The sequence below is a fragment of the Janthinobacterium sp. J1-1 genome, assembly GCF_030944405.1.
Lineage (GTDB): Bacteria > Pseudomonadota > Gammaproteobacteria > Burkholderiales > Burkholderiaceae_D > Janthinobacterium.
Genome location: NZ_CP132339.1, coordinates 3,996,934 through 4,010,322, shown reverse-complemented (window position 1 = coordinate 4,010,322; position 13,389 = coordinate 3,996,934). Strand labels below are relative to the sequence as shown.

Genomic DNA, 13,389 nt, shown 5'->3' with positions numbered 1-13,389 from the left:
AAAATTTGGTTCTTCGCGGGGAATGGGGGAAGACGGGGTTGACGATCTGAGCGGGAGGTGGCGGCGGTGGCCTGATGTTGGTAGATTGATAGTCGCCAAACAAATCAGTCTATCAAACCACCGCCATGCTCAATGCTATGTCGTCCAGCCCATTTTGGGAAGGTCATATTGTCGAATCCGTCCACGAACAAGAAGACGGCTCCTTGTTAATCGCTCTTGATACCTGCCCGGCAAGCGAGGCCCTATGCGGAGCATGCCGACAGCCCTGCGCCCTGGTGCATGAGCGCCGAAGGCGCAAAGTGCGCGATCGCGACATTCTCGACAGGCGCGTCTGGCTCGATGTACCGGTGCGGCGGCTGGACTGCCATCATTGCAACGCACGAGTTGCTGAACACATTGCCTGGCTCGACCGGCGCGCACGCATCACGCATCGCGTACGCCTGTGGGTCGAGGCGCTGGCGCAGCTGCTTCCCATTGCCCATATAGCCCGGTTGACCGGGCTGCACTGGCATACCATCAAGGACATCGATCATCAGCGCTTGAAGTACCTGCATGGTGACTTCTCGGCAGAGGGCGTACGGCGCCTGGTCATGGACGAATTCGCCCTGCACAAGGGGCACCGGTATGCCACTGTCGCCCTTGATGCCGAGCGCATGCGGGTGCTGTGGGTTGGTGAAGGTAACAGCCGAGAGGCGATCCGGCCGTTCTTCGAGCTGCTGGGAGAGCAAGGCTGTCAGCGGATTGAAGCCGTCGCCATGGACATGAACACGGCCATGGACCTCGAAGTTCGCCAGCAATGCCCGAACGCGGAAGTCGTCTACGACTTGTTTCACGTAGTGGCGCGCTTTGGCCGCGAAGTGGTCGACCGGGTTCGCGTCGACCAAGCCAATACCTTACGTGCCGAACCAAAGGCCCGCCAGGTCATCAAGCGTAGCCGCTGGCTTTTGCTGCGCAACCGAGACAACCTGAAAGCTGAACAGGCCGTCAAGCTGGAGGAACTGTTGGCTGCCAACCAGCCCTTGGCTACCGTCTATCTGCTCAAGACCGAGCTGAAGGAGATCTGGTACGCACCATCGGTTTGGGAAGGTGCTCGACGATGGAAATCATGGTTCAAACTCGCCTTGCAAAGCCAGATCGCACCGGTGATCCAGTTTGCCAAGCGCCTGGCCAAGTACCGGCGCGGCATCCTGGCTTCGGCCATTTATCCAATGAGCTCATCGATCCTGGAAGGCGTCAACAACCGCATCAAGGTCATCAAGCGCATGGCTTACGGATTTCGGGACGCATCCTACTTCTTTCTGAAAATCAAGGATGCGTTCCCCGGTAAAGTGCGATGAACCCAAAATTTTCCAGGGCGACCTTGGAGGTGATGCACAGCTGCTCGCGCGGCACGCCGCAGTCCTGCAGGGCCAGTCCCAGGTCGGCCTCGTTGCCATAGCCTTGCGCCGTGTCGAAGGCGCGGTAGCCGGTGGCCAGCGCCGCGCGCACGGCCGACGCCAGTTCCTCGCCCCGCAGCGGATACGTGCCGAAGCTGCGTTCCAGCCCCGGCTGAAAATAAATGCTCATGCGGTCTCCTCGGGAACATCGCCGATGGCGATCTGGATCTTGTTGATGCGCTTGTCGCCGATAAAGGCCTCCATCGCCTCGCCGATGCGGTCGAGCGGATACACGGTGGCCACAAAGGCGTCCAGCGCCAGCCGGTCATGGGCGATCAGGGTCATCGCCTCGTGCATGTCGTCGCCCATGCCGGCCACGCTGCCCTGCAGCCCCAGCTCCTTGAGCACCACCTTGAACGGCAGGTAATGCGCATGCGCGTCCGGTGCGGACAGCCCGAAGGCCAGCACCCGGCCACCGGGGCGCACCAGGTCGAAGGCCTGTTCATACAGCGCCGTCAGGCCCACCGATTCGATCACCAGGTCGGCGCCCCTGCCCTGCGTGGCCTGCGCCACCACGCCGGCCAGCATGGCCGGATCGCTGACGACGTAATCGGCGCCGCTGGTCCTGGCCCATGCCGCGCGTTCGGGATTCGGGTCCGAGACGATGATGGGGGCGGCGCCCGCCTGGCGCGCCACCTGCAGGTGCAGGTTGCCGATCGGCCCGGCGCCCAGGATCAGCACCGACTCGCCCAGCCGCAGCCGGCTGCGCTTCACGGCCCGCACGATGCATGACACGGGTTCGGTCAGCGCCGCCAGTTCGATCGGCGTGCTGTCGGCCACCGGCACGATATGGCTGGCCGGCACGCGCACATACTCGGCCAGGCCGCCATCAACATGGATGCCGATCTGCACCATGGCCGGGCAATTCATGATCTCGTTCTTGCGGCAATAAAAGCAGGCGCCGCAACCGACGTTGATATCGGCCGTCACGCCCTGGCCCAGCGCCAGGCCTGTGACCTCACCGCCGAGGGCCGCGATATGGCCCGAAAACTCGTGGCCGGGGATCAGGGGCAGGCGGTCGGCCGAGTAAGTGCCGTGGTAGATATGCATGTCGGTGCCGCACAGGCCGCAGCGCGTGACCCTGACCAGCACGTCGGCGGGCCCCAGCTGCGGCACCGGTACCTGGCGCACCTCGAACTGGCCCGGCGCGACCAGCACGGCGGCGCGCATGGTGGCGGGGATGATGGTGGGGCTAGCGTGCGCCATGCTCATGCCGCCTCCTTCACACGGGTGTCAAGGCCGGCGCCCAGGCGCGCCGCGCGTATCATGTCGGCCGCCTTTTCGGCGATCATGATCGATGGCGCATTGGTGTTCGAGCTGACCAGCGCCGGCATGACGGAACTGTCGCAGATGCGCAGGCCGGCGATGCCGCGCACGCGCAGTTCGGGGTCGACCACCGAACCCGGGTCGCCGCCCATGCGGCAGGTGCCCACCGGGTGATACGAGGTGCGGCCATACTGGCGCGCATACTGTTCCAGCTGCGCGTGGCTGCTGACGGCGCCGCCCGGAAAATGCTCTTTTTTCACGTATTTTCCCAGCGCCGACTGGGCGAAGATCTCGCGGCTCAGGCGCACGCCCTCGATCGACGTCTTCAGGTCGTATTCATGGCCGAGGAAATTCGGATCGACCAGCGCCGAGTCGCGCGCGCTGGCCGAACGCAGGGTGACGGAACCGCGCGCTTTCGGCCGCAAGGTATAGGAATTCATGGTCACGCCCGAACCGGAAGCGATCTTCGGCACGCCCGCCTCGACGCCGGCGCCGACCAGGAAGTGGAACTGCAGGTCCGGCGTGGCGGCCTGGCGGTCGGCATACCAGAAGGCGCCGCCCTCGACGATGGTCGAGGCCACCGGCCCCTTCTTGAACAGCAGGTATTCCAGGCCGGCCCACAGCATCCAGTGCGCCTTGTTGTATTTGTCCAGGCTGTGCGGGCCATTGAGTTCATACACCACGTCGATGCCGAAATGGTCGTGCAGGTTGCGGCCCACTTCGGGCAGGTCGGCCACCACCGGTATGCCCAGGGCGCGCAGCTCGTCGGCCGGCCCCATGCCGGACAACAGCATCAGCTTGGGCGAGCCGATGGCGCCCGCCGTCAGCAGCACTTCGGCGCCGGCGCGAAGCTGCACGCGCTTGCCGTGCTCGATGATTTCCACGCCGACGGCGCGCTGGCGCTCGACCAGGATGCGTTCGATCAGCACACCGGTGCGCACGGTCAGGTTGGGCCGCTGCATGGCCGGGCGCAGATAGCCCACCACCGCCGAACAGCGCCGCGCACCGCGCGTGATGGTCTGGTAGGCACCGGCGCCGTCCTGCTTTTCGCCGTTGAAATCGGGGTTGAACGGCATGCCGACCTGCTGGCAGGCCTGCACGAAGGCGCGCGTGATCGGCTGCGGCGTGGGCGTGCTGACGCCCTGCGGGCCGCCGATGCCGTGGCGCGGGCCGGCCAGGCTGTCGTTGTCCTCGGCCCGCACGAAATACGGCAGCACCTCGGCGCCGCTCCAGCCGGTGCAGCCATGGTCCAGGGCCCAGGAGTCATAGTCCTGGGCGCAGCCGCGCGTGTAGACCTGGGCGTTGATGGAACTGCCGCCGCCCAGCACGCGCGCCTGGGTGTAGGCAATCTCGCGGTTCAGCGCATGCTTTTGCGGCACCGTGGTGAGGCCCCAGGTCAGCGGGCCGCCCGTCATCTTGTAGAAGCCCACCGGCAGGTGGATATAGGGATTGCTGTCGGCCTTGCCCGCTTCAAGCAGCAGCACGCGCACCTCGGGCGATTCGGACAGGCGCGCGGCCAGCGCGCAGCCGGCCGAACCGCCGCCGGCGATGATGTAGTCGTAGTCCATGGCGCTCCCCTCAGGATATCCAGTGCTGGCGCGGCTGCAGGTTGATATGCACGGTTTTGACTTCCGTGTACTCCTCGATGCCGGCCAGGCCGGCCTCGCGGCCCTGGCCCGACTGCTTCATGCCGCCCAGCGGCGTTTCCGGGCCGTTGTCGAGCGTGGTATTGACCCAGACGCGGCCGGCCTGGATCTCGCGCGAGGCGCGCAGCGCCTGGTTCAGGTCATGCGTCCAGATCGAGGCCGACAGGCCGAATTCGCTGTCGTTGGCCAGCGCGATCGCCTCTTCATAGGTATCGAAGGGCACGACCGCCAGCACCGGGCCGAAGATCTCTTCGCGCAGCAGCGGCGTGCCCTTGGGCACGTCAGCCAGCACGGTCGGCTGCACGAAATAGCCACGTTCGGTTTCCAGGCGGCCGCCGCCGCAGACCACCGTGGCGCCCGCCTTCACGCCCTGCTCGATATACGCCAGTACGCTGTGCATATGGCCTTCGTCGAACATGGCGCCCACCTGGGTGGATTCGTCGAGCGGGTCGCCGATGCGGATGCGGGCGATCTTGGCCGCCAGCTTTGCCGTGAACGCGGCGGCAACGCTGCGCTCGACCAGCAGGCGGCTGCCGCCCACGCAGCACTGGCCCGCATTGAAGGCCATGCCGAAGGCGACGCCGTCGGCCGCGTCATCGAGGTTGGCGTTGGCGAACACGATGTGCGGATTCTTGCCACCCAGTTCCAGCCCCAGCTTCTTGATATTGCCGGCCGAGGCGGCGATCGCCTTCTGACCGGTGGCGGTCGAGCCGGTAAACGACACCATGTCGACCAGCTCGCTGTCGAGGATGGCCTGGCCGGCCACGCTGCCGCGCCCCGTCACCACATTGACCACGCCGGCCGGCAGGCCCGCCTGTTCCAGCAGCGTGGCCAGCATGACGGTGGTGCCGCTGGTCGCTTCGGCCGGCTTGATCACGGTCGTGCAGCCGGCGGCGAGAATAAAGGGCAGGCGCTCGGAGAGAATGAAGAAGGGGAAATTCCACGGCGTGATGACACCCACCACGCCCAGCGGCTGGCGCAGCACCATCGCCAGGATGCGCTCGCCCAGATTGTCGTAGGCCTGGCCGGCCATGGTGCGCGCCGCGCCCGCGGCAAAGCGCCACACGTCGACGGCGCCGTGGATTTCGCCGATGGCCTGCAGGATCGGTTTACCCGTTTCCAGCGATTCGACCAGGCCCAGTTCTTCGGCCTGTGCTTCGATCAGGTCGGCCGCCTTGAACAGCACCTTGGCCCGTTCGGCGGCGCTCATGCCGGCCCACGGGCCGTGATCAAAAGCGCGGCGCGCGGCGGCGATCGCGCGTTCGGTGTCGTCCTTGCCGGCGCGCGGCCAGGTGGCCACGGGCACGCCGTGGGCGGGGCTGTGGCGGGTAATGGTCTCGCCGCTGGCGGCATCGACCGGCTGGCCGTCGATATACATCTGGAACCGGCGTGGCTCGGTGGGCAGGCTTCGTTTGTTCATGGTCTCGCTCCTTGTTATTGACTATTTTTTTTGACTAGAATACAGGCTTGCATTTGTCGCGGAAAGCTTGCAGGCCGATGGCGGCATCAATGCTGCCCTTGATCTCGGCGCCGGGGGCCGCATGGAATTCGCCCGGCTCGGCGCTCCACAAAATCGCTTCCTTGGCCAGCGCCGCCGCATGCGGCGACACCGCCGCCAGGCGCGCGGCCAGCGCGGCCAGTTCCTGCTCGAACGCGGCGCCGTCCCAGACGGCGTTGAGCAGGCCCCAGCGCTCGGCGCGCGCGGCATCGAGGGTGCACAGGCTCAGCACCGCTTCCAGCGCCCTGCCCCGTCCCGCCAGCCGCGCCAGACGCACGCCGCCCTGCCAGCCGGGAATCGCGCCTATGCCCACCTCCGGAAAGCGGAAGGTGGCGCCGCTGCTGGCCACCCGCAGGTCGGCGCACAGGGCCAGTTCCAGGCCGCCGCCGAAACACACACCCTCGATGGCCGCCACCGTGGGGCAGCGCAGGCGTTCGAAACGGTCGAACAGGCGGTTGCCGAAATCGATCCAGTCGTGCGCGAACTGCCGCGGCGGCAGCGGCCCCCAGTCGCGCACGTCGGCGCCCGAGGAAAAGGTGCCGCCTGGCGTGCCGCGCAACAGCACCACGCGCACGCCGGGGTCCTGCTCGACGATGCCGAGCTGGCGCTCGAACTCGCGCAGCATGGCGAAGTCCAGCGCATTGGCCTTGCCCGGATGGTCCAGGGTCAGCGTCAGCAGCGCGCCGTCGCGCCGCGCATGCACGGTACCCATGGCCGCCTCAGGCCTGCACGCCGTAATAGGACATAAAGCGCCGCATGCGCGCCACCGCGTCGTCCGGATCGCGCAGCAGGCCGGCCGCATCGGCCAGGCGGAAGGTGTCGGCGAAATACGGCAAGGCGCGCATGGCCTGGTGGCCGGCCAGCATCTTCATGTGCTGCTGATGGCCGTTCAGGTAGGCCAGGAACACCACGCCCGTCTTGTAGTAGCGCGTGGGCGCCTTGAAAATATGGCGCGACAGCGGCACGGTGGGCGCCAGGATGGCGAGAAAGCGTTCGCGATCCCCCTGGGCCAGCGCCGCCAGCGCATGGGCCGCCGCCGGCGCGATGGCGTCGAAAATGCCGAGCAGCGCATGCGAGTAGCCGTGCTCGTCGCCGGCGATCAGCTCGGGATAATTGAAGTCGTCGCCCGTGTACATTTTCACGCCGGCCGGCAGCAGGCGCCGCATGTCGATCTCGCGCTGCGCGTCCAGCAGCGAGATCTTGATGCCGTCGACCTTGGCGGCGGACTCGCGGATGACTTCCAGCGCGATATCGCGCGCCGCCGTCAGCTCGCTCGTGCCCCAGTAGCCGGCCAGCTCCGGGTCGAACATGTCGCCCAGCCAGTGCAGCACCACCGGCTGGCCCGCATGCGCCAGCACCTGGCGGTAGACGTACAGATAGTCGTCGGGGGTTTTCGCCACGCGCGCCAGCGCGCGGCTGGCCATCAGGATCAGGCGGCCGCCCGCCTGCTCGATGGCGTCGATCTGCTCTTTATAGGCGCCGATGACGTCGTCGAGCGCATGCGTGGCGGCCGGGTCCAGGTGGTCGGTGCCGCAGCCGTTAAAGACCGGTACGCTGTCGTCGCCCAGGCTGGCGCGGGTGCGGCGTATCAGTTCCAGCGCCGTGGTCCAGTCCAGGCCCATGCCGCGCTGGGCCGTGTCCATCGCCTCGGCGATACCCAGGCCCATGCCGGCCAGGTAGTGGCGGTAGGCCAGCGTGGCGTCCCAGTCGATGGCGTCGCCGTCGGCCAGCGGGTCGGCGACAATATGCGCGGCCGACAGCACGATGCGGTTGAACGGTTGCGCGGGCGCGGCTGGCGCGCTCCACGGCGTGCCGCTCAAGGTATGGGGCTGCAGGCGGCCATCCGGGCCGGGTAAGAGAATTTCTGCCACAATGTCTCCAGTGTCTGGTTTGCGTTTTCAGGCTCACGCCATATAACGATCTAGTTAGTTACTTGAATTCTACAGCAGTGCGCCAATTTGGCAAGCGTCTTCAGCACACGCTTTCCAGCCGCTCGCGGCAGGCGGCCAGCACCTCGCCCGGTGGGCGCTGCCACCAGTCCAGCCGCGAAAAAATCTCCACTTCCACCGGGCCGGCATAGCCCGCGCGCCGCACCGCGCCACGCATGGCGCGCAGGTCGATCACGCCGTCACCCATCATGCCCCGGTCCTGCAAGGGGTCGCGCGTGTCGAGCCGCCAGTCGCACACATGCAGCCCCATGATGCGCTTGCCGGCGCGCGCAAGCGCCGGGTACAGCTGCGGGTCCCACCACACATGGTAGGCGTCGACCGCCACGCCGAACCAGCCCTCCCCTTGCGGGTCGAGCGCCTCGCACCAGTCCACGGCCTGGTCGATGGTATTGAGCACGCTGCGGTCGGCCGCGTACACCGGGTGCAGCGGTTCGAGCGCGATGCGCACGCCCGTCTCGCGCATCACGGGCAGCAGCGCGGCCAGGCCGTCGCGTATCTGCCGGCGGGCGTCTTCGATATCGCGGCTGCCCGCCGCCAGCCCGCCCACCACCGCCACCAGGTAGGGCGCGCCCAGCACGGCGGCCGTGCGCAGCGCCCGCGCGTTCGAATCGATGGCGGCCTGCCGGCCCGCCGCATCGGGCGCCGTGAAATACATGGTGCGGCAATAGGCGCCCACCTGCAGGCCGGCGGCGCGGATGGCGGCGGCGGCCCGCTCGGGGTCAAGCTCGTCGACTTCCTGGCGCCACGGCGTGACATGGCCGAAACCGGCATCGGCGATGCGCCGCGCGCTGACCGCCAGCGGTTCGCGAAAGCCCAGGGTGGCGGTATTGATGCAGCAGTCCTTGATATTCAGCGGCGACATGGCTTCTCCTTAGAAGCGCTGCAGCAGCAGGCCGCCGTCGACGCGCACTTCCTGCGCCACCGTGTACGGCAAGAGGCCGCCGGCCATGGTGCGTATCACGCGCGCCACATCGGCCGGCATGCCCCAGCGCGGCGCCACCGTCATGCCCTGCGCGATCAGGGCGTCGTACTTGGCCTTCGACGGCGCCGTCATCTCGGTCAAAATCAATCCCGGCTGCACCTCGTAGGCGCCGATGCCCTCGCCGGCCAGGCGGATGGCGAACAGGCGCGCGGCCATGTGCAGCGCCGTCTTCGACATGCAGTACTCGCCCCGTTCGACGCTGGCCGCCTGCGCATTCGACGAGGTAACGAAGACAATGCTGCGGTGGACCTCTTCGCGGGCGGTGGACGCAAGCATGCGTTTTGCCACCGCCTGCGTCAGAAAGAAGGTGGCGCGCGTATTGACCTCGAAGCAGCGGTCGTAGCTGTCTTCGGCCACGTCCAGCAGGTCGCCGCGCCGCAGCACCGACACGCCCGCGTTATTGACCAGGCAGTCGATGGCGCCCAGCTGCCCTTCGATGGCGTCGAGCACGGCCGGCAGCGCGGCCAGGTCGGCGATATCGTGGTCGAACACCAGGCAGCGGCGGCCCAGTTGCGCCACCTCGGCCTGCAGCGTTGCCAGCGCCTCGGCGTCGTTATAGGCGATGGCGGCGATATCGAAGCCGTCGGCGGCCAGGCCCAGCGCCGTGGCGCGACCGATCCCGCGCGAGGCGCCGGTGACGATGGCGGTCTTGTTGGTCATGGTCAGGCCTTCAGCAAGTTGCGCGCGATGATCACGCGCTGGATCTGGTTGGTGCCCTCGTAGATCTGCGTGATCTTGGCATCGCGGTACAGGCGCTCCACCTCATAGCCGCGGATATAGCCGCTGCCGCCAAAAATCTGGATCGCGTTCGAGCTTTGCGCCACGGCCGCGTCGCTGGCGTAGCACTTGGCCATCGACGAGGCGGCGGTGGCGTCCAGGCCGGCGTCGATCTTCATCGCCGCCGAACGCACCAGCAGGCGCGCCGCTTCGGCGTCCTTGGCCATGTCGGCCAGCATGAACTGGATGGCCTGGAATTCGGCGATGGCCTGGCCGAACTGCTGGCGTATCTTGACCTGTTCGACGCACGCTTCCAGGCCCGCCTGCACGATGCCGACGGCCAGCGCGGCGATGCCGATGCGGCCTTTTTCCAACACGCTCATCATCATGTGAAAGCCCCGGCCCTCGGTGCCCAGCAGCGCGTCCGCCGGCAGCACCACATCCTTGAAGTGCAGCTCGCCCACCTGCGACGAACGCTGGCCCAGCTTGTGTTCCTTCGGCCCGCGCGCCACGCCGGCGCTGTGGCAGTCGACGATAAAGATGCTCATGCCGCGCTTGCCGGCAGCCGGGTCGGTGCGCGCCAGCACCAGCGCCACGTCGGCCACCGGCGCGTTATGGATCCACAGCTTGGTGCCGTTCAGCAGCCAGCCATCACCGTGGCGCACGGCCGTGGTCTTGATGCCCGATACATCGGAGCCGGCGCCCGCTTCCGTGATGCAGTAGGCGCCGCGCTGTTGCGCGCGCACCAGCGGCACGATCCAGCGCTGCTTCTGGTCTTCCGTGCCGTGCTGCGTGAGCAAGGTGGTCAGCAGTTCGACCAGGCCGCACTGGTCGGCCACCGAGGCGTAGCCGCGACTCAGTTCCTCCATCACCAGGCTGTAGGCCAGGCAGTCGAGGCCGGCGCCGCCATACTGCTCGGGCACGGCGATGCCGAACAGGCCGATCTCGCCCATTTCGCGGTAGATTTCGCCGGCAAACGCTTCTTCGTGATCGAGCCGTTCGGCCTGCGAGCGTATCACTTCATTGGCAAAGCGGCGCGTCATGTCAGCCACTTGCTGGTGTTCGGTGGACAAATTCATGCTGGGTCTCCTGTTGTTGTACTCGCCAGAGTTTCTGGCTGCTTGCGTAAATAACTAACTAGTTATATCATTATTCTTCAAGTTGCGGGATTTGGCAAGCGATCTCGACACGTTTAATTCAAGGAGACAGACAAGATGAAGACAGCAGCATGGTGCGAGGCGGCGGCGATGGCCGACGCCATTTTCGATGGCGCCCTGGTGGTATTGAGCGGTTCGGGCGGCGGCTTGGTCGAGGCGGACATGATCTGCGCGGCGATCGAACGGCGCTTCCTGGACACCGGCCATCCGCGCGACCTGACCCTGGTGCACGCGCTGGGCATCGGCGACGGCGTCGCGTCCGGCATCAACCGCTTCGCCCACGAGGGCATGGTCAGGCGCGTGATCGGCGGCCACTGGACCTGGTCCAAGCGCATGCAGCAACTGGCGCACGACAATGCGATCGCCGCCTACACCCTGCCGGCCGGCGTGATCCAGACTTTGCTGCGCGAGATCGGCGCCGGCCGCCATGGCCTGGTGACGCATATCGGCCTCGACACCTTTGCCGATCCGCGCCATGGCGGCGGCAAGTGCAACAGCCGCGCCGTCGACGACATCGTGGAGGTGGTGACCCTGGGCGGCAAGGAACTGCTGTGGTACAAACCGTTCAAGGTCGATTTCGCCGTGATACGCGGCACGGCCGCCGACCCGCAGGGCAACCTGACCCAGCGCGAAGAACCGTCCGACATGGAGGCGTTTGCCGCCGCCATGGCCGCCCACAACAGCGGCGGGCGCGTGTTTGCGCAGGTGCGCGACGCGCTCGACGCACCGATCTCGCCGGCGCGCGACGTCGCCATTCCCGGCATCCTGGTCGACCGCATCTGCGTCAACCCGCAGCAGTGCCAGACCACCGGCTCGCCCTACGATCCGGCCATCAGCGGCCAGTTGCAGGCGCCCGCCGTGCGCGCCGCGCAAACGCTACCCGACGGCCTGCGCTACCTGATCGCGCGGCGCGCCAGCGAGGAACTGACGGCCGGCGCCTGCGTCAATTTCGGCTTCGGCATCCCGGACGGCATTCCCGCCATCGCCGCCGCGCAAGGCACGGATATCGCCTGGACCGTCATCGAGCAGGGACCACACAACGGCGAGCTGCTGCCCGGCCATCTGTTCGGCGCCACCCGCCATGCCAGCGCCATCGTCAAGTCGACCGACCAGTTCGACTTTTTCAGCGGCGGCGGCATCGATATCGCCTTTCTGGGCATGGGAGAGATGGACGCGCAGGGCAATGTCAACGCCTCGTGGCTGGGCGCCGACATCGTCGGCCCGGGCGGCTTTGTCGACATCACGCAAGGGGCAAAAAAAGTGGTGTTCTGCGGCGCCTTCGAGGCAAAGGGACTGCAGGTGGCGCAGCACGACGGCAAGGTCAGCATCGTCACGCCGGGCGCGATACCGAAACTGGTAGCACAGGTGCGCCACATCACCTTCAGCGGCCGGCGCGCGCGCGCCGACGGGCAGACCGTGCTGTATGTGACCGAGCGCGCCGTGTTCCGGCTCATGCCGGACGGCCTGCAGCTGGTCGACGCGCCCGAGGGCATCATGATCGAACGCGATATTTTGCGGCGCATGCCGTTTGCGGTAACGCTGTCGGCGCCGATGGCGCAGCGGCTGGCCAGCGAGCAGCAGGCCGCCTGACGCCAGGCCTGGCCAGTTTTCTTAGTCCGCCGGCGGCACTGCTGCCGGCGGAAGAGGCGCAAAACTGCGCAGGTACACCATGCGCTCGGGGCTGACTTCAAGCTGCGCCTGATGTGTCGCGTCTTCAACGGTATAACGCAGGCTCGCGCCATCCTGTCCCACGCTCTGCGCGGTAATGCTCCCTCTTACCAACAAGGCATTGGCCTGCCCCAGATAAGCGTCCACCAGGCGAACAATCGCGGCGGGACTTTCCTCGCCACGATAGCCGCCATGCGCCACCATCTGCAAGGCCGCTTGCGACACATTGGGAAAACCGACCGATCGGCCGCCCGCCTGCCATTGCCGGATGGCGGACATCAGCTCCCGGTCCTGCAACGGCGACGCGGACAGCTGCAGGCCATCAAGTCGGCCAAAAATCAGGGGCAGCAAGCGATACAGCGCCGCCTCGGCCATTTGCGCACGCACCGCCGGATCGGCATGCGGCACATCGCTGGTTCCCGCAGTCAGCAGGAAAAACTGATAATAGTCGCAAAACTGCGCCACGGTCCGGGCCTGTTGCACGGCAAAAGCGGCAGCCTCGGCTTGCAATGCCGGCCCGGCCACGGCATCGCTGCGGGATGACATCAAGGTGAACAAGGCAAGGCGGTCATTCAGGTCCTGCAGCTTGAACAGCGTAGCCTGCCCGACGCCCAGCGATTCAAGGAAGCCATTGGTGCTGGCCAGCTGATCGTTGGTCAGCAGCTGATCCGTTTGCAGCGCATGACCCAGCTCTGCTGCATGCCGTTCGATGGTATCGCCCGATTCCCCGCGCGCCAGGAGGCGCAGCGTGTCTGTTTCCAGGCTCATCAGTTTGAGCGGACTGATCGACAAACCCGCGCGCGGCAAAAATACCAGGCTCGCGGAGTGCAAGCCCTTCTGCACCTCGGCCAGCAGCGTGAGTTCATCGACAAAATGATAGTGAGCCATCGGACTGGTGCAGGCCCAGGCCAACCATGGCTGGCCGCCATCGATCAGGCCCAGCACCATTCTTGCGCGATCGGACAGCTGGGCCGCGCGCTCAATCAGCCTGCCGGAAATAGAAACAGTCATGCGTCATCCTTTCTTTTTTTTCAGTCTTTATATGGTACCCAAAAAACGCCGCCCTGCTC

At 66.5% G+C, this 13,389-nt stretch carries 12 protein-coding genes; 2 read left to right on the top strand and 10 right to left on the bottom strand.

The genetic code is table 11. The annotated features are described in order from the left end of the window. The first annotated feature begins 125 nt into the window (after positions 1 to 125). Positions 126 to 1,337: an ISL3 family transposase gene (locus Q8L25_RS18330; RefSeq protein ID WP_308920732.1), complete on the top strand. Its 1,212-nt coding sequence runs from the start codon at positions 126 to 128 to the stop codon at positions 1,335 to 1,337. Here the strand turns inward: Q8L25_RS18330 and Q8L25_RS18325 are convergent. The 9 genes from Q8L25_RS18325 to Q8L25_RS18285 all read right to left on the bottom strand — a co-directional run bounded on the left by Q8L25_RS18325 (position 1,306) and on the right by Q8L25_RS18285 (position 10,573). Further along, positions 1,306 to 1,566: an aldo/keto reductase gene (locus tag Q8L25_RS18325; protein WP_308920731.1), complete on the bottom strand. Its 261-nt coding sequence runs from the start codon at positions 1,564 to 1,566 to the stop codon at positions 1,306 to 1,308. The genes Q8L25_RS18330 and Q8L25_RS18325 overlap by 32 nt on opposite strands. Then, positions 1,563 to 2,648: an alcohol dehydrogenase catalytic domain-containing protein gene (locus tag Q8L25_RS18320; protein WP_308920730.1), complete on the bottom strand. Its 1,086-nt coding sequence runs from the start codon at positions 2,646 to 2,648 to the stop codon at positions 1,563 to 1,565. The genes Q8L25_RS18325 and Q8L25_RS18320 overlap by 4 nt, the downstream gene beginning before the upstream one ends. Further along, positions 2,645 to 4,270: a GMC family oxidoreductase N-terminal domain-containing protein gene (locus tag Q8L25_RS18315; RefSeq protein ID WP_308920729.1), complete on the bottom strand. Its 1,626-nt coding sequence runs from the start codon at positions 4,268 to 4,270 to the stop codon at positions 2,645 to 2,647. Before Q8L25_RS18315 ends, Q8L25_RS18320 begins: the two co-directional genes overlap by 4 nt. Before the next feature lie 10 nt (positions 4,271 to 4,280). Beyond that, positions 4,281 to 5,768, bottom strand: coding sequence for an aldehyde dehydrogenase family protein (locus Q8L25_RS18310; RefSeq protein ID WP_308920728.1), 1,488 nt, complete (start codon positions 5,766 to 5,768; stop codon positions 4,281 to 4,283). Between the two features lie 34 nt (positions 5,769 to 5,802). Continuing rightward, complete coding sequence (locus tag Q8L25_RS18305; RefSeq protein ID WP_308920727.1) at positions 5,803 to 6,558, bottom strand: enoyl-CoA hydratase/isomerase family protein; 756 nt, start codon at positions 6,556 to 6,558, stop codon at positions 5,803 to 5,805. Between the two features lie 7 nt (positions 6,559 to 6,565). Continuing rightward, positions 6,566 to 7,720, bottom strand: coding sequence for a dihydrodipicolinate synthase family protein (locus Q8L25_RS18300; protein ID WP_374694313.1), 1,155 nt, complete (start codon positions 7,718 to 7,720; stop codon positions 6,566 to 6,568). Positions 7,721 to 7,817: 97 nt separating this feature from the next. Then, on the bottom strand, positions 7,818 to 8,657 hold the full coding sequence (locus Q8L25_RS18295) for a sugar phosphate isomerase/epimerase family protein (RefSeq protein ID WP_308920725.1): 840 nt from the start codon (positions 8,655 to 8,657) through the stop codon (positions 7,818 to 7,820). Positions 8,658 to 8,666: 9 nt separating this feature from the next. Continuing rightward, the gene (locus Q8L25_RS18290; RefSeq protein ID WP_308920724.1) at positions 8,667 to 9,437 is read right to left on the bottom strand and encodes a 3-ketoacyl-ACP reductase; all 771 of its coding nucleotides are present in this window, start codon (positions 9,435 to 9,437) and stop codon (positions 8,667 to 8,669) included. A gap of 2 nt (positions 9,438 to 9,439) precedes the next feature. After that, a complete protein-coding gene (locus Q8L25_RS18285) occupies positions 9,440 to 10,573 on the bottom strand; it encodes an acyl-CoA dehydrogenase family protein (RefSeq protein ID WP_308920723.1) in 1,134 nt (377 codons plus the stop codon). 135 nt (positions 10,574 to 10,708) lie between these two features. Between Q8L25_RS18285 and Q8L25_RS18280 the strand changes: the two genes are divergently transcribed. Beyond that, positions 10,709 to 12,241: a CoA-transferase gene (locus tag Q8L25_RS18280; RefSeq protein ID WP_308920722.1), complete on the top strand. Its 1,533-nt coding sequence runs from the start codon at positions 10,709 to 10,711 to the stop codon at positions 12,239 to 12,241. 21 nt (positions 12,242 to 12,262) lie between these two features. Here the strand turns inward: Q8L25_RS18280 and Q8L25_RS18275 are convergent, their stop codons facing one another. Continuing rightward, the gene (locus Q8L25_RS18275; RefSeq protein WP_308920721.1) at positions 12,263 to 13,330 is read right to left on the bottom strand and encodes a hypothetical protein; all 1,068 of its coding nucleotides are present in this window, start codon (positions 13,328 to 13,330) and stop codon (positions 12,263 to 12,265) included. Positions 13,331 to 13,389: the final 59 nt, after the last annotated feature.

Coding starts and splice junctions, on each gene's coding strand:
- Q8L25_RS18275 (WP_308920721.1), bottom strand. CDS start 13,330: ATGACTGTTTCTATTTCCGGCAGGCTGATTGAGCGCGCGGCCCAGCTG.
- Q8L25_RS18320 (WP_308920730.1), bottom strand. CDS start 2,648: ATGAGCATGGCGCACGCTAGCCCCACCATCATCCCCGCCACCATGCGC.
- Q8L25_RS18290 (WP_308920724.1), bottom strand. CDS start 9,437: ATGACCAACAAGACCGCCATCGTCACCGGCGCCTCGCGCGGGATCGGT.
- Q8L25_RS18305 (WP_308920727.1), bottom strand. CDS start 6,558: ATGGGTACCGTGCATGCGCGGCGCGACGGCGCGCTGCTGACGCTGACC.
- Q8L25_RS18280 (WP_308920722.1), top strand. CDS start 10,709: ATGAAGACAGCAGCATGGTGCGAGGCGGCGGCGATGGCCGACGCCATT.
- Q8L25_RS18330 (WP_308920732.1), top strand. CDS start 126: ATGCTCAATGCTATGTCGTCCAGCCCATTTTGGGAAGGTCATATTGTC.
- Q8L25_RS18325 (WP_308920731.1), bottom strand. CDS start 1,566: ATGAGCATTTATTTTCAGCCGGGGCTGGAACGCAGCTTCGGCACGTAT.
- Q8L25_RS18315 (WP_308920729.1), bottom strand. CDS start 4,270: ATGGACTACGACTACATCATCGCCGGCGGCGGTTCGGCCGGCTGCGCG.
- Q8L25_RS18285 (WP_308920723.1), bottom strand. CDS start 10,573: ATGAATTTGTCCACCGAACACCAGCAAGTGGCTGACATGACGCGCCGC.
- Q8L25_RS18310 (WP_308920728.1), bottom strand. CDS start 5,768: ATGAACAAACGAAGCCTGCCCACCGAGCCACGCCGGTTCCAGATGTAT.
- Q8L25_RS18295 (WP_308920725.1), bottom strand. CDS start 8,657: ATGTCGCCGCTGAATATCAAGGACTGCTGCATCAATACCGCCACCCTG.